25 protein-coding genes are annotated in these 24235 nt (G+C 67.7%); 13 read left to right on the top strand and 12 right to left on the bottom strand.

From position 1 onward, the window contains the following. Positions 1–20: 20 nt before the first annotated feature. The 4 genes from ACZ2G3_RS10725 to ACZ2G3_RS10710 all read right to left on the bottom strand — a co-directional run bounded on the left by ACZ2G3_RS10725 (position 21) and on the right by ACZ2G3_RS10710 (position 3133). On the bottom strand, positions 21–1025 hold the full coding sequence (locus ACZ2G3_RS10725; protein ID WP_470395904.1) for a DUF808 domain-containing protein: 1005 nt from the start codon (positions 1023–1025) through the stop codon (positions 21–23). Positions 1026–1205: 180 nt separating this feature from the next. Then, positions 1206–1772, bottom strand: coding sequence for a fasciclin domain-containing protein (locus tag ACZ2G3_RS10720; protein ID WP_470395902.1), 567 nt, complete (start codon positions 1770–1772; stop codon positions 1206–1208). A 102-nt stretch (positions 1773–1874) separates the two neighbouring features. Further along, positions 1875–2582, bottom strand: a complete 708-nt coding sequence (locus ACZ2G3_RS10715; protein WP_470395900.1) for an anti-sigma factor — start codon at positions 2580–2582, stop codon at positions 1875–1877. Beyond that, positions 2579–3133 carry a sigma-70 family RNA polymerase sigma factor gene (locus ACZ2G3_RS10710; RefSeq protein ID WP_470395898.1) on the bottom strand — a complete coding sequence of 185 codons (555 nt, stop codon included), beginning with the start codon at positions 3131–3133 and terminating at the stop codon, positions 2579–2581. Before ACZ2G3_RS10710 ends, ACZ2G3_RS10715 begins: the two co-directional genes overlap by 4 nt. 158 nt (positions 3134–3291) lie before the next feature. On the opposite strand from ACZ2G3_RS10710, the gene cobS reads away from it, so the two are divergent. Next, on the top strand, positions 3292–4263 hold the full coding sequence (gene cobS / locus ACZ2G3_RS10705) for a cobaltochelatase subunit CobS (RefSeq protein ID WP_470395896.1): 972 nt from the start codon (positions 3292–3294) through the stop codon (positions 4261–4263). 40 nt (positions 4264–4303) lie between these two features. Here cobS and ACZ2G3_RS10700 read toward each other — a convergent pair whose 3' ends face one another. Beyond that, a complete protein-coding gene (locus ACZ2G3_RS10700; protein ID WP_470395895.1) occupies positions 4304–4888 on the bottom strand; it encodes an NADPH-dependent FMN reductase in 585 nt (194 codons plus the stop codon). A gap of 147 nt (positions 4889–5035) precedes the next feature. Between ACZ2G3_RS10700 and cobT the strand changes: the two genes are divergently transcribed. Then, positions 5036–6904, top strand: a complete 1869-nt coding sequence (cobT, locus tag ACZ2G3_RS10695; RefSeq protein ID WP_419267901.1) for a cobaltochelatase subunit CobT — start codon at positions 5036–5038, stop codon at positions 6902–6904. A gap of 8 nt (positions 6905–6912) precedes the next feature. On the opposite strand, the gene ACZ2G3_RS10690 is transcribed toward cobT, so the two are convergent. Genes ACZ2G3_RS10690 through ACZ2G3_RS10680 form a run of 3 tightly spaced genes read right to left on the bottom strand, consistent with a single transcriptional unit; the run spans position 6913 to position 10337 of the window. Continuing rightward, entirely contained in the window at positions 6913–8589 is a 1677-nt protein-coding gene (locus ACZ2G3_RS10690; protein ID WP_470395893.1) for a chloride channel protein, read from the bottom strand. Positions 8590–8622: 33 nt separating this feature from the next. After that, complete coding sequence (locus tag ACZ2G3_RS10685; RefSeq protein WP_470395891.1) at positions 8623–9456, bottom strand: NAD-dependent epimerase/dehydratase family protein; 834 nt, start codon at positions 9454–9456, stop codon at positions 8623–8625. Further along, entirely contained in the window at positions 9456–10337 is an 882-nt protein-coding gene (locus ACZ2G3_RS10680) for a glycosyltransferase (protein ID WP_470395889.1), read from the bottom strand. The genes ACZ2G3_RS10685 and ACZ2G3_RS10680 overlap by 1 nt, the downstream gene beginning before the upstream one ends. A 131-nt stretch (positions 10338–10468) precedes the next feature. Between ACZ2G3_RS10680 and ACZ2G3_RS10675 the strand changes: the two genes are divergently transcribed. The 7 genes from ACZ2G3_RS10675 (at position 10469) to ACZ2G3_RS10645 (ending at position 18401) form a co-directional block, all read left to right on the top strand. After that, positions 10469–11875: an FAD-binding oxidoreductase gene (locus ACZ2G3_RS10675; protein WP_470395887.1), complete on the top strand. Its 1407-nt coding sequence runs from the start codon at positions 10469–10471 to the stop codon at positions 11873–11875. Between the two features lie 22 nt (positions 11876–11897). Then, a complete protein-coding gene (locus ACZ2G3_RS10670) occupies positions 11898–12254 on the top strand; it encodes a hypothetical protein (RefSeq protein ID WP_419267906.1) in 357 nt (118 codons plus the stop codon). 244 nt (positions 12255–12498) lie between these two features. Further along, entirely contained in the window at positions 12499–13296 is a 798-nt protein-coding gene (locus tag ACZ2G3_RS10665) for a glycoside hydrolase family 25 protein (protein ID WP_470399115.1), read from the top strand. Beyond that, complete coding sequence (locus ACZ2G3_RS10660; RefSeq protein WP_470395885.1) at positions 13269–13931, top strand: CPBP family intramembrane glutamic endopeptidase; 663 nt, start codon at positions 13269–13271, stop codon at positions 13929–13931. The genes ACZ2G3_RS10665 and ACZ2G3_RS10660 overlap by 28 nt, the downstream gene beginning before the upstream one ends. 75 nt (positions 13932–14006) lie before the next feature. After that, a complete protein-coding gene (aspS, locus tag ACZ2G3_RS10655) occupies positions 14007–15782 on the top strand; it encodes an aspartate--tRNA ligase (protein WP_470395884.1) in 1776 nt (591 codons plus the stop codon). Positions 15783–15852: 70 nt separating this feature from the next. Beyond that, positions 15853–17223: a DUF1800 domain-containing protein gene (locus ACZ2G3_RS10650; RefSeq protein ID WP_470395882.1), complete on the top strand. Its 1371-nt coding sequence runs from the start codon at positions 15853–15855 to the stop codon at positions 17221–17223. Then, a complete protein-coding gene (locus tag ACZ2G3_RS10645; RefSeq protein ID WP_470395880.1) occupies positions 17220–18401 on the top strand; it encodes a DUF1501 domain-containing protein in 1182 nt (393 codons plus the stop codon). The genes ACZ2G3_RS10650 and ACZ2G3_RS10645 overlap by 4 nt, the downstream gene beginning before the upstream one ends. 2 nt (positions 18402–18403) lie before the next feature. On the opposite strand, the gene ACZ2G3_RS10640 is transcribed toward ACZ2G3_RS10645, so the two are convergent. Further along, positions 18404–19138, bottom strand: a complete 735-nt coding sequence (locus ACZ2G3_RS10640; protein ID WP_470395879.1) for a response regulator — start codon at positions 19136–19138, stop codon at positions 18404–18406. Between the two features lie 127 nt (positions 19139–19265). Between ACZ2G3_RS10640 and mce the strand changes: the two genes are divergently transcribed. After that, on the top strand, positions 19266–19670 hold the full coding sequence (mce, locus tag ACZ2G3_RS10635) for a methylmalonyl-CoA epimerase (RefSeq protein WP_470395878.1): 405 nt from the start codon (positions 19266–19268) through the stop codon (positions 19668–19670). Further along, positions 19670–19939: a DUF1467 family protein gene (locus ACZ2G3_RS10630; RefSeq protein ID WP_470395876.1), complete on the top strand. Its 270-nt coding sequence runs from the start codon at positions 19670–19672 to the stop codon at positions 19937–19939. Before mce ends, ACZ2G3_RS10630 begins: the two co-directional genes overlap by 1 nt. On the opposite strand, the gene ACZ2G3_RS10625 is transcribed toward ACZ2G3_RS10630, so the two are convergent. From ACZ2G3_RS10625 to ACZ2G3_RS10615, 3 genes are all read right to left on the bottom strand, one after another. After that, entirely contained in the window at positions 19896–20612 is a 717-nt protein-coding gene (locus ACZ2G3_RS10625; protein ID WP_470395874.1) for an EI24 domain-containing protein, read from the bottom strand. The two genes, ACZ2G3_RS10630 and ACZ2G3_RS10625, sit on opposite strands and share 44 nt — an antisense overlap. Next, positions 20609–21181: a nitroreductase family protein gene (locus tag ACZ2G3_RS10620; RefSeq protein WP_470395872.1), complete on the bottom strand. Its 573-nt coding sequence runs from the start codon at positions 21179–21181 to the stop codon at positions 20609–20611. The genes ACZ2G3_RS10625 and ACZ2G3_RS10620 overlap by 4 nt, the downstream gene beginning before the upstream one ends. 122 nt (positions 21182–21303) lie before the next feature. Next, entirely contained in the window at positions 21304–21549 is a 246-nt protein-coding gene (locus ACZ2G3_RS10615; RefSeq protein ID WP_419267916.1) for a hypothetical protein, read from the bottom strand. A 144-nt stretch (positions 21550–21693) separates the two neighbouring features. On the opposite strand from ACZ2G3_RS10615, the gene ACZ2G3_RS10610 reads away from it, so the two are divergent. Together ACZ2G3_RS10610 and ACZ2G3_RS10605 are read left to right on the top strand one after the other, a co-directional pair. Further along, positions 21694–22473, top strand: coding sequence for a M48 family metalloprotease (locus ACZ2G3_RS10610; RefSeq protein ID WP_470395871.1), 780 nt, complete (start codon positions 21694–21696; stop codon positions 22471–22473). A gap of 3 nt (positions 22474–22476) precedes the next feature. Continuing rightward, on the top strand, positions 22477–23781 hold the full coding sequence (locus ACZ2G3_RS10605) for a DUF2254 domain-containing protein (protein ID WP_470395869.1): 1305 nt from the start codon (positions 22477–22479) through the stop codon (positions 23779–23781). Positions 23782–24235: the final 454 nt, after the last annotated feature.

Here is a 24235-nt window from a genome sequence, read left to right as displayed (position 1 = left end):
GACAGTATTTGACCAACCGGTCAATCTTGGCGAATCTCCTTCTGAACCGGCCACCAGCGCGCCATCAGCGGCAGGATCGTGACCTGCAGCAGCGGGTTGATGACCCGCGTCACGATGGGCAGCAGCAGCAGACCGATGGCCAGGCCCACCACCCCGTCGAAGAAGGCCGTGGTGATCCAGCCGACGATGCCCGGCGCGGCAGGCACCGCGGCGGCCGCCGATTCCGACAGGTCGTGGATCAGGTCATAGGGGGCGTGCCAGCCAAGTTCGTGCAGGCCGTGGACGATGATCTGCCCGCCGACCCAGATCATCGCGGCGGTGCCGACCACGGTCAGCGTCGTCATGAAGCCGGGCATGACATGGACGATCCCGCGTCCCAAGGCCGCCACGGCGCCGCTGCGCTGCGTGGCCATATGCACCCCCAGGTCGTCGGCCTTCACGATCAACGCCACGAAACCGTAGACCGCCACCGTGATCGCCACCGCGACCAGCGCCAGGATCACCGCCTTCATCAGCAGGGAGTCCTGCACCGGGATCGTGGACAGGGCGATGGTCATGATCTCGGCCGACAGGATGAAGTCGGTCTTGATCGCGCCGGCCACCCGCGCCTCCTCCAGGGCGGCGCCATCGGTATTGGGGTGGGTGTGCTTTTCGCTGTCATGGGCATCGGTGTGCAGGAACAGATGCGCCACCTTGTGGGCGCCTTCATAGCACAGATAGGCCCCGCCCAGCATCAGCAGGGGCGGAATGGCCCAGGGCGCAAAGGCCGACAGCAGCAGCGCCACCGGCAGCAGGATCACCAGCTTGTTGAACAGCGAGCCGCGCGCGATCTTCCACACGATGGGAAGTTCCCGGCCGGCGTCAAAGCCGTGCACGTATTTCGGCGTCACCGCGGCATCGTCGATGACCGCGCCCGCGGCCTTGGCCCCGGCCTTGGCGGCCTGTCCCGCCACGTCGTCGATCGAGGCCGCCGCCACCTTGGAGATGCTTGCAATGTCGTCAAGAAGCGCAACCAGACCACTCATGTCGTCCCTCTGGATTTGTCGGTTGCGGCACCGTGCCGCAAGCACCTTTGGCTGCGCAACGCCCGAAACGGGCCAGAGGTTCTTCCGCGCCGCACCAGAGCGGCAAAAAGCCCGCGCAGGCGAAACCTGCGCGGGCCATGGGGCAGCTGGTTCGGGGGCGCTGCCCCCTGCCGTGGCGGGTTACGACGCCGGCAGCAGGACGGTGTCGATGACGTGGATCACGCCGTTCGACTGATCGACATCCGGGATGTTGACGGTGGCGACATTGCCGTTCTCGTCGGTGATCTGCAGGGCGTTGGTGGTGGCGTCGATGGAGGCGGTCAGCGTGCAGCCGCCCACGGTCTCCAGCGCGGCCGAGCCGCCGCCGTCCATCACCATGCGGCCCACGGCCGGCGAGAAGGCCTCGGTCGGGACGACGTGGCAGGTCAGGACCTTCTGCAGCGTCTCAAGGTTCTCGGGCTTCAGCAGGTCCTCGACCGTGCCGGCAGGCAGCTTTTCAAAGGCGCTGTTGACCGGCGCAAAGACGGTGAAGGGGCCGGGGCCGGACAGCGTCTCGGCCAGGCCCGCGGCCTGCACGGCAGCGACCAGCGTGGTGTGGTCGGCCGAGTTCACGGCATTTTCCACGATGTTGCGGTCGGGGAACATTTCGGCACCGCCGACCATCGTGTTCTGGGCCATGGCAGGTGCGCCAAGGGCGATCGTGGCGGCAAGGATCGAGGCGCTGATCTTGGTGAAGCTGGTGGTCATGACGGTTCCTCCGGTTGGGTATCGGGGCGTTCATCGTCGCCCGGTATCCCCAACCACGAAGGGCAGGGCGGGGAAGTTGCACCCCGCCCCAAAACCTTATGTTCACAAACGCGTGAGTTCCGCGATGGCCACGACGGGTCCGGTCGCCTGCCCGGTCGGCGAGCCGCCGGCGGGTTCGTCCGACAGCGCGATGCGGATCTGGTCCGAGGGCTCCATCCCCTGGGGCAGGGTCATGCGCATATCGCCGTCGCGCGGCAGCACCCCCATGGAGATGGGCGCGGATCCGTCCGGCTCGATCCACCAGATCTCCAGGTCGCGGCCCTCGGCGGCGCCGCCGCTCTGCATCAGGAACTGCATCTCGCGGCCCTCCACCTGTGCCGCGACGCGCAGGGCCATCTCCTGCGCCACCAGTTCGACCTGATAGGCCGGGCCGGTCACCGGCTGCTGCTGGCCGGGCAGCCACAGCACGGCGACCGTGGCCGCCACCGCCAAGGCGCCCACCAGCGCGCCCCAGGGGCTGCGCCACCACGTGCCGCGTTCGTTCGGATCCCGCGTCAGCGGCGCCCGCGCATGGCCGAGCCGCTCGCGGATGGCCTGCCGGGCGCGGGCGGGGGCCATCACGGGGGTCAGGTCGTCGGTCATGGCCGCCAGCCGTTCCTGCCAGTCGCGCACGGACTGCGCGAATTGCGGGTCCTGCGACAGCCGCGCCACGGCCTCCTGCGCCTCGGCGCCGTCCAGCAGGCCCAAGGCCAGTTCGGCGGCCATGGCCTCGTCTTCCTCATGCGGGGTCAGGGGGGCGTCGTCGATCATTGCGTCACGCAGTCCTTGAGACGCAGCAGGCTGCGGCGCAGCCAGCTGCGGACGGTATTGATGGGCATCCCCTCGCGTTCGGCCAGATCGGCATAGGTGACGCCTTCCAGATAGACCGCCCGCACCGCCCCGGCCTGCGGCCCGCCCAGCTTCGCCAGGCATTCGTGCAGCATCCGCCGCTCCTGCGCCAGAATGGTCGCGGTTTCGGGGCTGGGATCAGATGACGGCACGGCGGCCGCGGCATCTTCCGATGCGGTGGCCGGGCGGGCGCTGCGCGAGCGCAGCCGGTCGATGGCGCGGTTGCGGGCGATGGTGATCAGCCAGGTCATCGGCGACAGACCGTTCGAGGCATAGCGCGCGGCGCTTTGCCAGACGCGGATATAGACCTCCTGCAGGGTTTCCTCGGCCTCGGGACGGTCCTTCAGCACCGACAGGCAGACCGCGTGCAGCTTGGCCGAGGTCGCGTCATAAAGGGCGTCAAAGGCGGTTCGGTCGCCCATGGCGACACGCGAGATCAGCTGCTCCAGCTCGGTCAGTCGTGCTTGGGTCACAGGCAACAGGTCCTCGGCATGGGTGTGGGCGCAGCTTATGGACCCTGTTCCCGCGCGTCAACGAGGCCCTGCCTTGCGCCTGCGCCCTGCAAGGCCCTGCCTTGCGCCTGCGCCATGAATGCGCGATCAAGGCGCTGAGATGTTGAAAGGGCCGGACGATGCTGGACATGAACGCCAAACCCACCGAAGAGATCGACCTGCGCGAAGTGTTCGGTCTGGACAGCGACATGAAGGTGAAGGGCTTTGCCGAACGCACCGACCGCGTCCCGGAAATCGACAGCACCTACAAGTTCGACCCCGACACCACGATGGCGATCCTGGCGGGCTTTGCCTATAACCGCCGGGTGATGATCCAGGGCTATCACGGCACCGGCAAGTCGACCCATATCGAACAGGTGGCCGCGCGGCTGAACTGGCCCTGCGTGCGGGTGAACCTGGACAGCCATGTCAGCCGGATCGACCTGATCGGCAAGGACGCGATCAAGCTGGTCGACGGCAAGCAGGTCACCGTGTTCCACGAGGGCATCCTGCCCTGGGCGCTGCGCAACCCGACCGCCATCGTCTTTGACGAATACGACGCCGGCCGGGCCGACGTGATGTTCGTGATCCAGCGCGTGCTGGAAACCGACGGCAAGCTGACGCTGCTGGACCAGAACGAGGTGATCACGCCGAACCCCTGCTTCCGCCTGTTCGCGACGGCAAACACCGTGGGCCTGGGCGACACGACGGGCCTTTACCATGGCACGCAGCAGATCAACCAGGGCCAGATGGACCGCTGGTCGCTGGTCGCCACGCTGAACTACCTGTCCCATGATGCCGAGGCCGCGATCGTTCTGGCCAAGGTGCCGCAGTACAACAACGAAAAGGGCCGCCGCACGATCAGCCAGATGGTGACGCTGGCGGACCTGACGCGCACGGCCTTCATGCAGGGCGACCTGTCCACGGTCATGTCGCCCCGGACGGTGATCTCCTGGGCGCAGAACGCGCGGATCTTCGACAACGTGGGCTATGCCTTTCGGCTGACCTTCCTCAACAAGTGCGACGAACTGGAGCGCCAGACCGTGGCCGAGTTCTATCAGCGCCTGTTCGACGAGGAACTGCCCGAAAGCGCCGCCGCCAAGGCGGGCTGAAACGGGCGGCCCCGGCCGGATGGTCGGGGCCGCGCCGGCATCAGGGCTTGGGCGCATCCTTGAGAAGCCTGGCCCAGAAGGTCAGCTCGTCCAGCGTGGCCTTCAGCGAACCCTTCAGGTGATCCTCGATCGTCGACATCGGGGCATTCTCGCCCAGGGGCGAGACCTTCAGGAAATCCCCGCCGCCGATATGGACGGCGTTCCGCAGCGGCACCATCTGCAACTCGATCGCGATCAGGCGCAGCTGCTCCAGCGCCCGCGCGCCACCCACGCCGCCATAGGCCAGGGCGGCCATCGGCTTGCGGTTCCATTCCTTGTAGGCCTGGTCCAGCGCGTTCTTCAGCGCCCCGGTGATCGAGTGGTTGTATTCCGCCACGACGAACATGAACCCGTCAAAGCCCGCCAGCTTTTTCTGCCAGGCCACGGCGTTCGGGTCCTCGGACGGGGCCCAGAGGTTCGAGGCGGCCTCGTCGAAGAAGGGCAGGTTCTGGTCGCGCAGGTCGACCAGCTCGAAGTCCAGATCGGGATGATCCTTGACCTGCTCCATCAGCCATCCGGCCGGCTTGTCGGCAAAGCGGGCCTCGCGGGTTGAACTGATGATGACGGCGATGCGGGGATTGGACATGGGAACCTCGGAGGTTGATGCGTTCGCCGGACCAACCCCGCCGATGCGACAAGGTTGCCTGCCGCCTGCGCGCATGATCGCACAGCGGCTGCGCGGCGTCGCGCGGCCCCTCTTGTCTGGCGCCGCCCGTGGTGTTCTATGGTTGCCATGAAAAAGTCCGACAACCCTGCCGACCCGTTCAAGAAGGCGCTGACCGAGGCGACCCGCGCCCTGGCCGACGAGCGCGAACTGAACGTCACCTTCAGCGCCGACCCTGCGGGCGTGGCGGGCGACACGATGCGCCTGCCGCAGATCAGCCGCCGGATGGGCCGGGACGAGGTCCTGCTGGCCCGCGGCACTGCCGATGCCCTGGCGATGCGGATGCGCCACCACGACGCGGGCACCCATTCCAGATACGCACCGGCCGGCCCCATGGCCCGCGAGCTTTACGAGGCGATGGAGACGGCCCGCTGCGAGGCGCTTGGCGCCCGCGACATGCCGGGCGCGCTGTCCAACATCGACGCCAAGATCGGGGCCGAGGCCGACAAGAAGGGCTATTCGCAGATCAAGGCGCCCGCCGATGCGCCGCTGTCCGTCGCGGCGGGCTATATCCTGCGCCAGGCCGCGACCGGGCGGGCGCTGCCTGCCGGGGCGCAACATGTCGCCGACCTGTGGCGGCCCTTCGTGGAAAGCCAGGCCGGCGGGGCGCTGGCCGACGTGAATGCGGCGCTGGCCGACCAGGCGCTGTTCGCGCGGCTGTCGCGGCGCATCATCACCGACCTGGGCTATGGCGACCAGCTGGGCGAGGATCCCGACGAGCCCGAGGAGGACGACGCCGAGGAGAACGCCGAGCAGGACGAGGAGGGTGGCGACAACCAGTCCCGCGACCAGGACGACAGCGACGAGGCCGAGGCCAGCCCCGAGCGCAGCCAGGAACAGACCCAGGACGAACGCCAGGCGCAGGTCAGCATGGACGACAGCTCGGAGGACGAGATGTCGGACGAGGCCGAGATGCCCGAATCCGAGACGCCCCCCGACCAGCCGCCGCCGGTCAGCGAGGCCAGCCCCGACTATCGCATCTTTGCCCAGACCTGGGACGAGGAGATCCGCGCCGAGGATCTGGCCGATCCTGCCGAACTGGAACGCCTGCGCGCCTATCTGGACAAGCAGCTGGAGCCCCTGCGCGGCGCCGTCAGCCGCCTGGCCAACAAGTTGCAGCGCCGGTTGCAGGCCCAGCAGAACCGCAGCTGGGAGTTCGACAAGGAGGAGGGCGTGCTGGATGCCGGCCGCCTGGCGCGGGTCGTGGCCAATCCGACCACGCCCCTGTCCTTCAAGGTCGAGAAGGACACCGAGTTCCGCGATACGGTGGTGACGCTGCTGATCGACAATTCAGGCTCGATGCGCGGCCGGCCCATCAGCATCGCCGCGATCTGCGCCGACGTGCTGGCCCGCACGCTTGAGCGCTGCAACGTCAAGGTCGAGATCCTGGGCTTCACCACCCGCGCCTGGAAGGGCGGGCAGGCACGCGAGGCTTGGCTGGCCGCCGGCCGCCCGGCCCAGCCCGGCCGCCTGAACGACCTGCGCCACATCATCTACAAATCCGCCGATGCGCCCTGGCGCCGGGTGCGCCCGAACCTGGGGCTGATGATGAAGGAAGGGCTGCTGAAGGAAAACATCGACGGCGAGGCGCTGGAATGGGCGCACAAGCGCCTGTCGCGGCGGCCCGAGGCGCGCAAGATCCTGATGGTGATCTCGGACGGGGCGCCGGTCGATGACAGCACGCTGTCGGTCAATCCGGCCAATTTCCTGGAACGCCACCTGCGCGACGTCATCGCCATGGTCGAGAAACGCCGCGCGGTCGAGCTGCTGGCCATCGGCATCGGTCACGACGTGACCCGCTATTACCAACGCGCGGTGACCATCACCGATGCCGAGCAGCTGGCCGGCGCGATCACCGAACAGCTGGCCGCGCTGTTCGACAGCGACCCGCGCAAGCGGGCGCGGGTGCTGGGCATGGCCTCGATCCGTCGGGGCTGACCCGGCGATCAGCCATGCTCCTCCGCCGCGGTTTCCGCCAGGGCGCGGTTCAGTTCCCGCAGGGCGTCGACATGGCGCACGGTGCCGATGATCTGCGGCTCGGCCTCGGGATCGGATGTCTCGATCACCGGCAGGAAGGCCGCGCCGGTCCGGTCGAACTCGAGCAGCGCCTCGGCCAGGGTGCTGGTCAGGGGCAGGCTTGAACCTGCGGCCGCGAGGTTGCGCACGAGGTCGGGGGCAGGGGCGCCCTCCTGGTCCATGGGGCGGATCACGGGGGTGATGCGCAGCTGGTGGGGCAGCCAGGCCTGCGGCCCCTCGCTCAGGCGGATGCCGCGCCGTTCCAGCTGGGTCAGGAAGAAGGACCGCTTGACCAGGCGCGAGGCCAGGGCCGAGCTGAGCGAGACCGAGGTCATGACGGCGATCCCTGTCTGCCAGTCGCCGGTCATCTCGAACACGATCAGCGCGGTCGAGATCGGGGCGCCCAAGACCGCGGCGCCGACGGCGCCCATGCCGGCAAAGGCATAGACGTTCACGCTGCCTGAATACTCGGGCGCGATGCCGGTCGCGATGATCCCGAAGGCCAGCCCCGTCAGCGACCCCATCACCAGGGCCGGCGAAAAGACCCCGCCCCCCATCCGGCCGCCAAGGGTGATCGCGACCGCGATCGCCTTGATGGTCGCGAACAGGATCGCCTGCCCCAGCCCGATCTGGCCCCCAAGCGCGGCAGCCGTTGTTTCATAGCCGACGCCGATGATGTGCGGAAAGGGAATGGCGATCAGCCCCAGGCACAGCCCCGCCAGCGCCGGGCGCGACCAGCGCGGCCAGCCGAGGCGGGACATCGCCCAATTTGCGGCGCTGTCGGCGCGAAAGATCGACCGCATCAGCGCCGCCGCGACCAGGGCGCAGATCAGGCCCAAGGCCATGAAGGCCGGCAGTTCGACATAAAAGGCCATGTCCATCTCCAGCGGCAGCGTGAACTCGGTCAGCCCACCGAATTGTAGCCGGTTGATGACCGTGCCCGCGACCGCGGCAATGGCGATGGGGGCAAAGGCATGCAGGGCAAAGTGGCGCAGCACGACCTCGTGGGCGAAGAGGGCGCCAGCGATGGGCGCATTGAAACTGGCGGCGACGGCCCCCGCGACGGCGCAGCCCAGAAGCTCCCGGCCGGTCATGGGGCTGGCCTTGATGCGCCGGGCGACCAGGGTCGAGACGACGCCCGCCAGATGCACCACCGGCCCCTCGCGCCCCGCACTGCCTCCGGTGCCAAGCGTGATCAGCGAGGCCGCGGCCGAGGCAAGCCCGGCGCGCACCTCGACCCGCCCCCCGTCCAGCGCCGCCCCTTCGATCACGTCGGACACCGCGCGCGCGCGGGCGTCGGGGGTGAAGCGGTCTAGGATCAGGCCGACGGCCAAGCCGCCGATCACCGGCACGACCAGGACCCAGACCCATGGCAGGTCCCCCGCCGCACTGGCCAGCGTGACATCATCCGCCCCATAGACCGCCCGCTGCAGCGCCGAGATGCCCAGCCTGAAGCCAAGCGCCGCAAAGCCCGCCCCGATGCCGATCAGCAGGGCGAGCAGCCAGAACTGGGCCTGGCTGGGGCCGCGTTCGCGCATGATGCGCAAGGTGCTGCGGGCGCGGTCGCTGAAGCCGCGCAGAACCTTGGCGGCGAGGGATCGGGGCATAGGATGGGCCGTCGGTGACTGGCCTTCAACCGATCACAGATCGGCCACCGGGTCCAGCAGTTCGCGCAGACTGCCCTGCAACAGTGCCATGCCGCCCGGTGTCCAGCCCGCCGCCCGGAGCCCCGAGCAATCCAGGACCCGCAATGCACGGGCATCCGCGCGCGGCGGCGGCGGAGAGGGGCAGCCGGTCAGGTCCTGGACCCGCGCCAGCAGGTCGTGCCGGTCCAGCACCAGGTCGCTGCAGTTCAGGCTGGGGGGCGGGGCAGGGTGGTCCAGCAGCAGCAGCAGCGCGCGGGCAAGGTCGCCTACATGCACCTCGGTCGCGACGCGGGGCTCCACCGGGCGCCCGGAGAGGTAGTCGGAGAAGAGGCCGCGCCACTTGTTCGCCAGCCCCGGACCATAGACCCCGGTGGCGCGAAGGGCGCAGGTGGCGCGGTCCGGCGTGCGCAGATCCGCCAGATGCGCCTCGGCCTGCGCCTTGACCTCTCCATAAAGACTGGTGGGCATGGGGGGCAGGTCGTCCGGCAGCCGCATCCCGGCCGGATGGCCGTCATGGATGGCACGCGACGACAGGAAGAGGATGCGGCCCAGTCCTGCCTCGGCGGCCTCATCGAACAACCGGCGGCTGCCCTCCAAGTTGGCGGCAAGAAAGGCGGCCGGATCATCCCCTTCGCCGCCCCGATAGCGGCCCGGCACATGGGCAAAGGCGCAGTGGATCAGTGCATCGTGGCCGCGCAAGGGCGCGGGCTGGCCCAGTTGCCAACCATGCCTGCGATCCAGCGGAGTGACCTGGTGCCCGGCCCGGATCAAAGTGGCCCATGTGGCGCCGCCGATGATCCCCCCGGCGCCGGTCAGCACGACCCGCATCACGCGGCCGGGCGTGCCTGGGCGCTGAGATCAGGCACGGGGTGGCCCGCCGCGATGGCGCGCCACAGGTCGATCAGCGGGCGCAACAGATGCGCCTTGTCGTGATCCTGCCAAGGCTTTTCATATTGATAATGCAGGATTCTGACCTCGTCCCAGTTCCACAGTTCGGGCATGTGGATCCAGACATATTGCAGCAGGTTGTGATGGACCGACAGTCCGTGCCAGTCAGGAAAGAAGTCCTGCAGGAAGGTCTGGTCCGTGCGCCGCCAGAAGACACGCGGCCGGTCCAGGCATGCCAGCATCTCGCGATAGGTGCCGGTGTCGGGCCGGGCGGTGAAGACGCCCGAATTCATGCGGTGAAACCCGTCCAGCCCGTCATAGACATTCGGCGCGGCGCAGAGTTCGGGCATGTCGAAAAGCTTGTCCACCGGCCGCAGCACCACCGCGTCGGCGTCGATGAAGACGCAGCGCTCGTAGTCCAGCTGCCACAGGCGCAGCTTGATGAAATTGTCCAGGGGCGTGTGGAAGGCCGGCTTGCCGCCCCGCGTGAAGGCCGCGCGGGAATGCAGCGCATCGCGCGCATGGGTCAGGTCGAAGCTTTCCGAGGTCGGCAGTAGATCGGCCGCGATCAGCCGTGCCCCATGTTGCCGCAGCCGGGCCAGATGCGCCTCCTCCAGCCCCCGGTGCATCACCACCAGATCGGCGGGGGTCCCGGTCAGCCGCAGGGATCTCAGCAGCGCCTCGGCCCCGGGAAGATAGGCGGGATTGCTGACCAGAGTCACGAAGGCATGATCCGCCCTTGGCCGGCTTTCGGGCAACAATCCCTGGGTACCGCAGGAGGCGGTGCGATGGCCGACGGGGGTAATTCGCGCTAGATCCATGTGAGCCCTGAGAAAAGCGTAAGTGGCGTCGAGGTTATGTCGTCCGGACGACGCCTTGATGACAGAACGCCGCACCCTTTGCCAAGTTTCCATCGATCGCTAAGGTGCCGCAACTTAGCGGAGGATTGCCGATGACATTGCCGGGCACGCTGACCAAGGAACTGACGGCGGCGCTTGGGCCGCGCTTTTCGACGAAACGCGGCGACAGGGACCACCATGCCGCCAGCGAAAGCTTTCACCGCGGTCTGCCGCCAGACGCCGTGGCCTTTCCCGAAAGCACCGACGAGGTGGCGACCATCCTGCGGGCCTGCAGCGCCGCAGGCGTGCCGGTTGTGCCTTGGGGCACCGGCACCTCGCTGGAAGGGCATGCGCTGGCGACCGAAGGTGGCATCACGCTGAACCTGCAGAACATGAACCGCGTCCTGGAGATTCGGGCCGAGGACATGCAGGCCAGCGTTCAGCCCGGCGTCACGCGCGAGGGTCTGAACGTGGAGCTGCGCGCCAGCGGGCTGTTCTTTCCCGTTGATCCCGGGGCCAATGCCAGCCTGGGCGGCATGGCCGCCACCCGGGCCAGCGGCACGACGGCCGTCCGCTATGGCACGATGCGGGACAATGTCATGGCGCTGCAGGTGGTGCTGGCCGAAGGGCGGATCATCCGCACCGGGACGCGCGCGGCCAAGTCCAGCGCGGGCTATGACCTGACGGGGCTGTTCGTGGGTTCGGAAGGAACGCTGGGCATCATCACCGAGTTGACCCTGCGCCTGCATGGCCAGCCCGAGGAGACGGCGGCCGCCATCTGCGCCTTTGGGTCGCTGGAGCAGGCGGTGGAATGCGTCACCGCGACCATCCAGTCGGGCATTCCCATGGCTCGGATCGAGTTCGTGGATGCGCTGACGGCACGCGCTTTCAACCTGCAGGCAGGCACCAGCCTGCCCGAGGCGCCGCACCTGATGGTGGAATTCCACGGCTCGCCCGGCGCGGTGCGCGAGGACGCCGCCCGGTTCGGAGAGATCGCGCAGGAGTTCGGCGCCCAGGGCTTCGACTGGGCCGTGACGGCCGAGGATCGCGCGCGGCTGTGGCGGATGCGGCACGGGGCCTATCACGCCGCCCTGGCGTTGCGGCCGGGAGCGTCGGGGATGACGACCGATGTCTGCGTCCCGATGTCGCATCTTCCCGCCGCCGTGGCGGCGGCGGCGGCGGATATCGCGGCTTCGGGGCTGATCGGCCCGATCGTGGGGCATGTGGGCGACGGCAATTTCCATTCGCTGCTGCTGGTCGATCCCCAGTCCCCGCAAGAGATCGCGCGCGCCAAGGCGGTGGCGCACCGCATGGCCGAACATGCGCTGGAGGTCGGCGGCACGATCAGCGGCGAACATGGCATCGGCCTGGGCAAGCGCGGCCTGATGCCGGCTCAGCATGGCGAGGCCTGGCAGGTCATGGGCGCGATCAAGGCGGCGCTGGACCCCCAGGGCATCCTGAACCCCGGAAAGCTGGTGCCGGACAGGAACCAAGCCTCCGTGGCGGACGTTCTCGCGTAACATCAGAGAGTCGAGGAAACGCATGTCCCACAACACCGAGCCCGAGCGCGCCGCACCCCGTCACAAGCCCGCGTTGATCGGCATTGCCGTTGCTCTGGCTGTCGCCCTGATCGCGTTCCTGGTCTTCCGCCCGGGTGCCGACGAGACGAATGACGGCATCGCGACCACGCCGCCGCCGGCCGGCACGCCGATCTCGGAGGCAGAGGGGACGGATATGGAAGTCAGTTCTCCCGTCGCCCCGGTCGAGGACACGCCCGCGGGTGGAACGACCGCTCCGGCCGGGACCGACAGCATGCCTGCAGGCGCCGACCCGTCATCGCCCGGCGCGCCGCAAACGCCAGTCGGTGGGCCGATCGACGAACCGGCACCCGCCAACTGATCATCCGAATGGGGCCCGCATAATCTGCGGGCCTTTTTCATTGGTCCCGGCCTCAGGTCCGCGCATCTGTCATCCCGGCACTCGCCCCTGAACCCTTCGGCCCAACCTCCTTCCTCACCTGACGCACTCGTGACCCCTCTCGGCCGATGACATTGCCTCACGCTTTTGAGATAAGCCGGCCAACGGTGCGAAAAGCGCCCGGAGCAGGTGTCTTCGAAGGAAGGACGGGGCAGGCATGAAATTTCTGGCAAGGTTGCTAATGGGCTTGGCGGTGGTGGTCTTTGCCGTCTCCTGTGCGCGGACACCGCCCCGGGGCGGTGCGCCGGGGGGGTATTCCGTCGCGCCCGGGCCCGGGGCGAACCCGCAACTGGGGGATCGCGCGCCCCATCCATTCCGGAATGGCGCGCCCTATGGCCATGCCGTGCATGGCATCGACATCTCGCGCTGGCAGGGCGACATCGACTGGAACCGCGTGCGGGGCGCCGGGGTCAGCTTTGCCTTCATCAAGGCGACCGAAGGGGCCGATCATTCGGACCCGAACTTCCGCCGCTACTGGTACGAGGCGGCGCAGGCGCGCATCCCGCGCGGTGCCTATCACTTCTACTACTTCTGCCGGACCGGAGCCGAGCAGGCCTATTGGTTCATCCGGAACGTCCCGCGCGAGGCAGGCTCTCTGCCCCCGGTGCTGGACATGGAATGGACCAATTCGCGCAACTGCCCCCGCCGGCCGCCGGCCGCCGAGGTCCTGCGCGAGGCCGAGATCTTCATGCAGATCGTCGGCCGCCACTATGGCCAGCGCCCGGTCATCTACACCACGGTCGATTTCTACCGCGAGAACCAGCTGGGCCGGATGAACGCCGAATTCTGGCTGCGCTCGGTCGCGGATCACCCCAGTGCGACCTATCCGGGCCAGCGTTGGGCCTTCTGGCAATATACCGGGACCGGCATCGTTCCGGGCATTCAGGGCGACACCGACCTGAACGCCTTTGCCGGATCGGCAGCGGATTGGGCAAGATGGTTGCAGAGACGACTGGTGCGGTAGCCCCGCACCGCTGGCTTTGGGTCGAGTTCGCGGCGCTCTATCTCGGGGCGCCGCTGGCCATCGCGCTGTTCCTGCCGCCCGACCGGCTGTTCACCGCGCTGGCCATCTTCAGCCTGGCGGGCATGGGTTTGTTGTGGGTGACCGGCGGTTTCCGGTGGCGGGTTCTGGTCCGGGGATGGCGCCGGATGCCGGGGTGGGAACTGCTGGCGATCGCGGTGGCGACGGCCGCGGCCGGCTGGCTGATCCTTTCCCTGACACGGCCCCAGGCGCTGTTCGCGCTGCCGCTGCACCGGCCTCAGATGCTGCTGGTGATCTGGGCCTTTTATCCCCTGCTGTCTGCGCTGCCGCAGGAGCTGATCTTCCGCCCGCTGTTCTTTCACCGCTACGGCGCGATCCTGCCCCAGGGCCGGGCCGCCATCGCCCTGAACGCGGGCATCTTCGCCTTTGCCCATCTGATGTACTGGTCCTGGATCGTTGCGCTGATGACCTTTGTCGGCGGCTGGATCTTTGCGCGCGCCTATCTGCGCCACGGCTTTCCTGCCGCATGGGCGCTGCACGCGCTGGCGGGCAACATCCTCTTCGCGGTCGGCATGGGCGCCTATTTCTACACGGGCAACGTGGTGCGCCCGTTCTGAGAGCCCCTTCTAAGAGGTTGACTTCCCGCCCGGCCCGCGCTTTGTGCGGGGGCTGAAAACTTGGGGAAAATGCACATGCACGCCTATCGCAGCCATACCTGCGGCGACCTGACGGCCGCCGATGCCGGGACCACCGTCCGCCTGTCGGGCTGGGTGCACCGGGTCCGCGACCACGGGGGCGTGCTGTTCGTCGACCTGCGCGACCATTACGGCATGACGCAGGTGCTGGCCGACAGCGACAGTCCGGCCCTCGCCGCGATGGACAAGCTGCGGGCCGAGACCGTCATTCGCATCGACGGCCGGGTGAAGATGCGCGACGCGTCGCTGGTCAACCCCAAGCTGCCCACCGGCGAGATCGAGGTCTATGCGACCGAGATCGAGGTGCTGGGCCCCGCGGACGAGCTGCCGTTGCCGGTCTTCGGCGACCAGGATTACCCCGAGGAGACGCGCCTGGCCTATCGCTTTCTGGATCTGCGCCGCGAGAGCCTGCACAACAACATCATGCTGCGGTCCAAGGTGGTGCGGTCGATCCGCAACCGCATGTGGGACCAGAACTTCACCGAGTTTCAGACGCCGATCATCACCGCATCTTCCCCCGAAGGAGCGCGCGACTTCCTGGTTCCGTCGCGGCTGCATCCGGGCAAGTTCTATGCCCTGCCGCAGGCGCCGCAGCAGTTCAAGCAGCTGATCATGGTTGCGGGCTTTGACAAGTATTTCCAGATCGCGCCCTGTTTCCGCGACGAGGACCCGCGCGCAGACCGCAGCCCCACCGATTTCTACCAGCTGGACATGGAGATGTCCTTTGTCCGCCAGGAGGACGTCTTCGCCATTGTCCAGCCGGTCATCCAGGGCCTGTTCGAGGAATTCGGCAACGGCCGCCGGGTGGACGCCGACTGGCCGCTGATCCCCTATGCCGAGAGCCTGCTGAAATACGGCACCGACAAGCCGGACCTCAGGAACCCGATCGAGATGCAGGTCGTCAGCGAGCATTTCCGCGGCTCCGGCTTTGGCATCTTTGCGAAACTCCTGGAGCAGGACGGCACCCAGGTCCGCGCCATTCCCGCGCCGACCGGCGGCAGCCGCAAGTTCGCCGACCGGATGAACGCGTTCGCGCAACAGCAGGGCCTGCCCGGCATGGGCTATATCATCTGGCGCAAGGCCGAGGATGGCACGACCGAGGCCGCGGGCCCGATCGCCAAGGCGCTTGGCGTCGAGAAGACCGAGGCGATCCGTCAGCAGCTGGGCCTGGCCGAGGGCGACGCGGCCTTCTTCCTGGGCGGTCGCCCCGACCAGTTCGAGGCGGTCGCGGGCCGCGCCCGCACCGAGATCGGCCGAGAGCTGGGCCTGATTGACGAGAACCAGTTCAAGTTCGCCTGGATCGTCGATTTCCCGATGTACGAGAAGACCGACGACGGCAAGATCGACTTCAGCCACAACCCCTTCTCCATGCCGCAGGGCGGGATGGAGGCGCTGAATGGCGACCCGCTGGAGGTGCTGGGATACCAGTACGACCTGGCCTGCAACGGGTACGAGTTGATCAGCGGCGCGATCCGCAACCACAAGCCCGAGATCATGTTCAAGGCCTTTGAACTGGCCGGATATCCGGCCTCCGAGGTCGAAAAGCGCTTCGGCGGCATGGTCAAGGCGTTCCGCTATGGCGCGCCGCCGCACGGGGGTTGCGCGGCCGGCATCGACCGCATCGTGATGCTGCTGGCGGACGAGCAGAACATCCGCGAGGTCATCATGTTCCCGATGAACCAGCGCGCCGAGGACCTGATGATGGGTGCGCCGTCGGAGCCCACGAACGAGCAGATGCGCGAGCTGCGGCTGCGGGCGTTGCCAAAAGAGTGATCTGACAGCCGGACCTGTGGCGTGGCAGGGTGCTGCGCAGCAGCAATCCCCGCCGCGAGGGTTTTCCGTGATGTCATTGCCCTATGACCAGCTGGCGGCGATCCGCCTGGGCTTTGGCCTGTCGCCGCGGCTGGTCGGTCCTGCCGATCCCGTGGGGGTGGCGGCCTCGGTCGCCGGCTCCGCGCCGGCGGGCGACATCGTGGCCGTGGACCGCGTCCGCGAGATGCAGCTGGAGCTGCGCCGCCTGCTGCTGGCGTCGCGCCAAGGCGGGAAGACCGAGGCAAAGGCCTATCGCAGCTTTCGGCGCGGGATGAACGACCGCTACCTGGGCGCCATCGTCGACCGCTTTGCCCGCATCATGGACGACCCTTCGGGGTTTGGCGAACGGCTGGTGGCGTTCTGGTCCAGCCATTTCGCCGTGCGCGGCGGTGCCCCGCATGCCAACCTGATGACGGCCGCCCTGGTGGACGAGGCGATCCGGCCGCATCTGTCCGGCCGCTTTGCCGACATGATGTTCGCGGCCGAGACGCATCCGGCGATGCTGGTCTATCTGGACCAGGTGCGCTCGGTCGGGCCGAACTCGGCCATGGCCCGGCGCAATGCCGACAAGGCCATGGGCCTGAACGAGAACCTGGCCCGCGAGATGATCGAGCTGCACAGCCTTGGGGTCGGTGCCGCCTATACCCAGCAGGACGTCGAGGCACTGGCCCGGCTGCTGACCGGGCTGACCTACAACGCCAAGCGGCCGGAGATTTTCCGGCCCGCCCAGGCCGAACCCGGCGCGGACACCGTCCTGGGGCGCAGCTATGGCACCGGCGACCGCGCGACGCTGGACGATATCCGCAGCGTGATCGAGGATCTGGCATCGCATGAAGCGACGGCCCGGCACATCGCGCGCAAGCTGGCCATCCACTTCATTGCCGATGATCCCCCTCAATCTGTCATGGACCGGCTGGCGGCGGTCTTTCGCGACACGGGCGGCGATTTGGGCGCGATCAACCTGGCCTTGGCCGAGGCGCCGGAGCTGAACACCCATTACCGCCAGAAGCTGCGCCAGCCCCACGAATTCCTGGCGGCCAGCCTGCGCAGCCTGGGGCTGACGGGCGATGACATCCGGGGCTTGTCCCGCAAGCAGATCCGGCAGACATTGCTGAACCCCATGGCGGTCATGGGCCAGCCTTGGGCGCGGCCGAACGGCCCCGACGGCTGGCCGGAAGAGGCCGAGGCTTGGGGCACGCCGCAGGGCTTGGCGATGCGCATCAACTGGGCCATGCGGCAGCCGTCGCGGCTGGCGCAGCGGCTGCCCGATCCGCGTGACTTTCTGGTGACCGCCCTTGGCGAGGCCGCGTCCGAGCCGCTGCGATGGGCCGTTCCCCGCGCCGAAAGCCGCAGCCAGGGCATCGCGCTGGTGCTGGCCTCGGCCGACTTCAACCGGAGATGACGATGATCAGCCGACGCCTGTTCCTGACATCCGCGGCGCTGATCGGCTGTTCGGCCGCCGCGCATCCGCTGCTGACGCCGATGGCCTTTGCCAGTGCGCCCGGCGACAACCGGCTTGTCGTCATCATCCTGCGCGGGGCCATGGACGGCATCGACGCTTTTCAGCCCTACGGAGACAAGAACCTGCGCAAGGTTCGCCAGACGCTGTCCCTGGGCCCCGATCACGAGGCGCGGGACCTTGACGGTTTCTTTGCGCTGCATCCGGGGCTGCAGGGGCTGTGGCCGCTGTGGAAGGCGGGGCAGCTGGGCTTTGCGCCAGCCGTGTCCACCCCCTATCGGGACAAGCGCAGTCATTTTGACGGCCAGACCATGCTGGAGGCCGGGACCGGAACCGATCTGGACCTGGACCGCCAACAGGACGGCTGGCTGAACCGGCTGCTGCAGGCGATGCCGGGCCAGAGTTCGGAGACCGCCTATTCGATCGGCGCCGAGGACATGCGCATCCTGCAGGGTCCGGCCGCGGCCAGCAGTTGGGCGCCCGAGGCCAACCTGGTGATCAGCCCGCAGGCCACGCGGCTGCTGACGCATGTCTATCACGACGACCCGTTGTTCCGCGAGGCCGGCGAACGGGCCATGGCGATCGCAGCGGGGCTGGAGGCGGAAGGCAAGCTGGTGCCGGACCGCAAGGAACATCTGGCGCTGGCCCAGTTCGCCGCCGACCGGCTGAACCGCGACACCCGCATTGCGACCTTTTCCCTGGCGGGATGGGACACCCATGCGGGGCAGGCCGGCAACCTCACCCGGATGCTGGAGCGCCTGTCCGAGACGATCCTGGCGCTGCGCGACGGGCTGGGGCCGAACTGGGACAGCACGACCGTCATGGCAATGACCGAGTTCGGGCGCACCGTGCGCGAAAACGGCTCGGCCGGGACCGATCACGGAACGGGTGGCGCGATGCTGGTCGTCGGCGGTGCGGTGCGCGGGGGGCGGGCGATGGGTGATTGGCCGGGCCTGGCCGAGGGCGACCTTTACGATGGCCGCGACCTGATGCCCCTGCGCGACATCCGGGCCTATGCGGCCTGGGCCATGCATGCCAAGTTCGGGATCGCCAAAAGCGTGCTGGAACAACAGATCTTTCCTGCCCTCGACATGGGCAGCGACCCGCGCCTGCTGGCCTGAGGCTACATCTCGGCCACGCGGGACAGCCGGTCCTGAACCATCCCGCTGATCCGCGCCAGGTCCGTCGCCAGGGCATGTCCCGCCAGATGGTCGCGTGCGAGCGCGGCGGCCGCGGCCTCCAGGGCAGGATCATGGGCCGAGCGCGCGACACCGGCCAAGAAACGGGCAATGTAATCGATCGCCGCCGTGTCCTGGGCGCTGGACAGGACCTCGGCCACATGGGCCAGATCGTCGCGCAGCCCCGAATGGTCCGGGTGGATCACGTCATTGGGCAAAAGCCGCAGCCCCGGACTCGTGCTATCGGAGGGCAGGGCGGACAGGATCGCCTGCTGGAAGACGCCCAGGCTTTCGACCGGCTTGGCCAGAAAGCCGTCGGCGCCCGCCGCCAGCGCCTTGTCGGCCAGGTCCGCATCGCCGGACATGGCCAGGATCACCGGCACGCGCGGCTCTGCCCCGTGCAGTTCGGCGATCAGCGTGGTGCCGTCGCCATCCGGCAGTCCCAGGTCCACGATCAGCACCGCCGGCCTGTAGTTCCGCAGATGCCGCGCCGCCGAGCGCAGGCAGTCCGCGCGGCGAATGCGCGCACCCGACTTGAGGCACAGGAGGCGAACCGCCTCGCTGGCAAAGCGCGAATCCTCGATGACCAGCACGGTCAGACCAGTCAGAGGGCGTTGCGGCAGCGACAAACGCCACTGTGGCAGGGGCTTGTCGGCGCCTGTCTCGGAATCGGTCAGCATGTCTTGATCCCCGTCCATCTGTTCCCGGACAGTTAAGGCGCGATTTGCTAAGAAGCGGTTAACGACACCGCTTTTCCTTCCAACGGCAGCGCGGAACGCTTAGATAGCAGGGCAAACGGAGGATGAGATGATCGGTCGCCTGAACCATGTCGCAATCGCGGTCCCCGATCTGGAGGCCGCGGCCGCGCAATACCGCACCACTCTGGGCGCCACGGTGGGCGCGCCGCAGGACGAACCCGACCACGGCGTGACCGTCGTCTTCATCGAGCTGCCCAACACCAAGGTCGAGCTGCTTTATCCCCTGGGAGAGAACAGCCCGATCCAAGGCTTTCTGGACAAGAACCCGTCGGGCGGCATCCATCACATGTGCTTCGAGGTCGAGGATATCCTGGCCGCGCGCGACAAGCTGAAGGCCGAAGGGGCGCGCGTGCTGGGCACGGGCGAACCCAGGATCGGCGCCCATGGCAAGCCGGTGCTGTTCCTGCATCCCAAGGATTTCAACGGCTGCCTGATCGAACTGGAGCAAGTCTGATGAACCTGACCGGCGGCATCGTCCTTTTCGCGACCCTGTGGTTTCTGACCCTGTTCGTCGTCGTGCCCATCGGGCAGCGCAGCCAGGCGGATGCGGGCGACGTACTGCCCGGCACCCATGCGGGCGCCCCGTCGGGCGTGCCCTGGCGCCGCAAGTTGCTGTGGACCACGGGCATCACGACGGTGATCTGGGCAGTGATCGCCTATCTGATCCTGGGCGGCGTCATCACGCGCGCCGATATTTCCCAGCTGGATCAGCTGCTTCGCTGATCATGTGAAAGAGATGCGTGAACGTCGCCGCCGCCAGCAGGGGCAGGGCGATGTTCACGATCGGCACGGTCAGGCCGACCGCCACCAGGACACCGGTCAGGGTCACCCGGCCGCCATGGGCCCTGCGCAAAGCCTGCGCCTGCGCATCCGGCAGGTGACGCCGGGCCGCCATCTGGAAAAATTCCCGCCCCAGCAGCCAGCCATTCGCGCCGTAGAACAGCAGGGGCGCGAGGGGTCCCAGGAAGGGCGTCAGCATCAGCGACAGGATCGCCACGCCCAGAACCGCCGCCGCCACCGCCAGCGATTCCAGAAGCCCGTCCCAGAAGTCGGGCGAGGCGCCGCGGCGATGGGGATAGTGCAGATCCTCGACCGCCTCGGCCACGTTTTCGGCAAAAAGGCCTGAAAAGCCCGCCGCGACAGGGGCCATCAGGAAAAAGCCGATCACTGGAAAGAGGGCCAGCGAGCCCCAGGACATGACGTTCCCCAAATCGACGGAACCCAGCCAAGGCAAGGTAAACCCGCCCGGCAGCCAGATTCGGACCAGCCAGAAGATCCCCGCCTGCAGCAGCACGAACAGCAGGATGGTCAGCGCAAGGCCCAACGCGACCAGCCGCAGGATCGAAGGGCGCAGAAGGTCGGACCAGCCCCGCGTGAAGGCACGGACGACCATCATGGGCGCCACTCGGTCTTGGCGGCGATGTCGGGGCGGGGACGTTCGGGCGGGGTGTCGCCGCGGGTGCCGATATGGATCAGGCCGGCGACCCGTTCCGCGCCGGACAGGCCCAGATGCGCGCGTCCGAATTCCTGGTCCAGCGCCGCATGGCCGGTCAGCCAGGCCGCGCCCCAACCCGAGGCCAGCGCCGCATTGACCAGCCCCAGGCAGAGGGCGCCGGCCGACAGGACCTGTTCCCATTGCGGCACCTTTGCGCTGTCCACGGGAGAGGAGACCACCGCCACGATGACCGGCGAAGCCAGGGCCGAGGCCGCCTTGTCGGCCGCCGCCCGGTCCAGTCCGCTGTCCAGAACCGCCGCGTGCAGGACCGGTGCCAAGGCATCCAGCGTCTGGCGGCCCAGCACGATGAAGCGCCACGGCTCCAGCTTGCCGTGATCGGGCACGCGTGCCGCCAGCGTCAGCAGCTGGGACAGCTGATCGCGGTCCGGACCCGGCTGCGCCAGCAGCTTGGGGGGATGCGACCGCCGGCTGGCCAGGAAGCGCAGGGCATCGTCGTTGCGGTGGGTCATGATGATCTCCTTCGTGGCGCCGCTGCACCGGGCCTTTCCGGCGAGGTGTTTCAGAAGGGCGGGGTCGTCGCAAGCGCCCAGACCAGCCGGGCGCCGTCGCCGGTCGAACCATGACGGGTCGTTCAGTCGCGCTTTTCGATGCGGTAATTGCCTTCGGGCAGGTTCAGCGCCAGCCGCAGTTCGGTCAGCTGGTGCATGCTCAGGGTGACGCGGACCACCTCGTCGCCATCCGGGCTCATCTGTTCCAGGATCACCCGGTCGTCAAAGCTGAGGATCACGACATCTTCGTTCAGCGGGCGCGTCTGCGCTTCGGCCTCGTCGATCAGGGTGATCACGGTCGCGTCGAAGTCATGCTCGATGGTGAACATCCGAATCTCCTTGGTGAAGCAGCGACAATCGCGTGAAGTTCGCGCCGCAGCAAGCAGCCGGGCTTTACCCTGCGCGGGTGAAAGGTAAACTGCGCGGCATCATGCGACAAGCCGGCGGGCCGGCAGGACAACAGGGCGATACACATGCGCAAGACGACCACGGGCCGGTGGCTGGCAGGCATCATGGCGACCATGCTGACGCTGGCCGGCTGCGCGCCCATGCCGGTCCAGCCGCCCCTGCCGCCCGCGGCTCCGGCAGGTCAGGTCCAGCCGCGCCCGCTGCCGGCGCCCTCCGATCCCTATGCGCAGACGCCCGATGCCGCGGCGCGGACCTTCGTGCAGGTGATGCGCCGGATGGAGCCCGCGGTGCGGCAGGATTGCCTGAACCGGCGCACGCGGCCGATCAGCTGCGACTTCGTCTTCGTCGTGGACGACCGCCCAGGCCTGGAACCCAACGCCTTCCAGACCGTCGACCGCAACGGCCGGCCGATCGTCGGCTTTACCCTGTCCCTGATCGGCCAGACCCAGAACGCGGACGAGATCGCCTTTGTTGTCGGACACGAGGCGGCGCATCACATCCTGAACCATCTCGACCGCAAATCCGGGGCGTCCTCGGCGGCGGCGGTGGTCCTGGGCAGCATCGCCTCGGCCTATGGCGGCGACGATTCGGCCATCTCGCGCGCGCAGGAAATCGGCGCCTCGGTCGGGGCCCGATATTATTCCCGCGATTGGGAGCTCGAGGCCGACTATCTCGGCTCGATCATCGCGCTGAACGCGGGCTTCGACCCGATCCACGGGTCCCGCCTGTTCGAACGCATCCCCGACCCCGGCAACCATGTGCTGGGCACCCACCCGTCACGGGCGCAGCGGCTGGCACAGGTGCGGCGTGCTGTTGCGGATGTCCAGGCCGGTCGCGTGCGCTGAGGCATGGCCGAGGGAATCAACATCGGCAAATTCCGGTGGCGCCTGCGCGAGATCCTGCAGCGGCTCTGGGTGCGGGTGACGTCATTCGCGGTCCTGGGCCTGCTGACGGCGGTCACGGGCTTCCTTTTGCGCAACCAGATCCCGGACGGGCTGGCCGGCATGATCGGCGCGGATGCAATCGCGCCGATCCTTGACATCATCGCCTCGTCGATGCTGACGGTCACGACATTCTCGCTGTCGATCCTGACGGCCGCCTATGCCACGGCCAGTTCCGGCACCACGCCCCGGGCGGTCCAGCTTCTGGTCAAGGACGGGGTCAGCCAGACCGTGCTGGCGACCTTCATCGGCGCCTTCATCTTCAGTCTTGTCGGGCTGATCATGCTGAACACGGGGCTTTACGGTGATGGGGGCCGGATCGTCCTCTTTGGCGTGACCCTGGCCGTGATCCTGATCGTGGTCGTGTCCCTTCTGCGCTGGATCAACCGACTGGGAGAGCTGGGGCTGATCGGAGACACGATGTCGCGGGTCGAACGCTCCACGGACGAGGCACTGGCGAACCGGCTGGCCGCCCCTTGGCTGGGTGCGAACCCGCTGCGCGGCGCGCCGCCGCTGGACAGTATCGCGCATCACGCCCCGCAGGTCGGCTATGTCCAGAACTGCGACATGAAGGCCTTGTCCGAACTGGCCGATCGCCACGACCTGATCCTCTACATGACCGCGATGCCGGGGGATTTCGTGCATCTGGGCAGCCCCCTTTTTCACGTCATGAACCTGCCCGACCAGGATGAAAAGGCGCAGGCGATCTGCGGGCGGATCAGCGGCTGCATCACCCTGCGGCGGATGCGCAGCTTCGAGCAGGATCCCCGCTTCGGCTTCAGCGTGCTGTCAGAAATCGGACAACGCGCCCTGTCGCCGGCGGTGAACGATCCGGGCACGGCCGTGCTGGTGGTCGGGCGCATGCTGCGCATCCTGTCGCAATGGGACCACGAATCGATTCCCGAGGTCTGCTATCCCCGTCTGTACGTTCCGGCCATCACTGCGCAGGAGGTTTTGCGCGCCAGTCTGTTGCCGCTGGCGCGCGATGGGGCCGGAATTTTCGCGGTGCAGCTTGCCCTACAAGAGGCGATGATGGCACTGGCACGTCTGTCACCTGCGGTCTTTGGAACGGCCGCGGCAGCCCTGGCACGGGACTTTACGCGCTACGCGGCCCAAGGTCTTGTACTGGACGATGAAAAGGAAACGGTGATTGCGCTGGCTGATGCGGTGGCGCGTTTGGCACCGCCAAGTTGTGCCGACACCGACACATGACAACTGAAAGATGACAAAAAGTTGAGAAGGCACGATAAAAAAGATAGCAAATCGGCGGAATTCTGCTTTAGTCAGCAGGAATTAGCCAATGACCTGTCCGAAAGGACAACATGACGCCTCGGCGTCGAATCTGATGAAGGGGCACCCATGATCGGGGTAGTCGTATGGAGCAGCGGATCGCGCGAGAAAGCGATAATCTGGTGCGAAGACCAAGCCACCTTGGCCTATCTCCAAGGCACCGAAAACCTGGTTCAGCCCGGCAACTGGCCGCAACCCGGTGACCTGGTCGAACTGGAGACAGAGACGGTCGGCAATCTTCGCCACGCCCTCAACGTGTCCATGCTGTCCGAGCAATGCTGCCCCCAGATCCCTCGGATCTTGTCGGAGGCGCCTGTTCCGGCCCGCCAACCCAGCCTGAGGGTTGTTTCAGATGGCAGCGACTATCCCACCTCCC

It is taken from the genome of Paracoccus sp. KKT209, from assembly GCF_055635455.1.
Note: the sequence above shows the minus strand (reverse complement) of the source record. Positions and strands in the feature narration are given on the sequence as shown.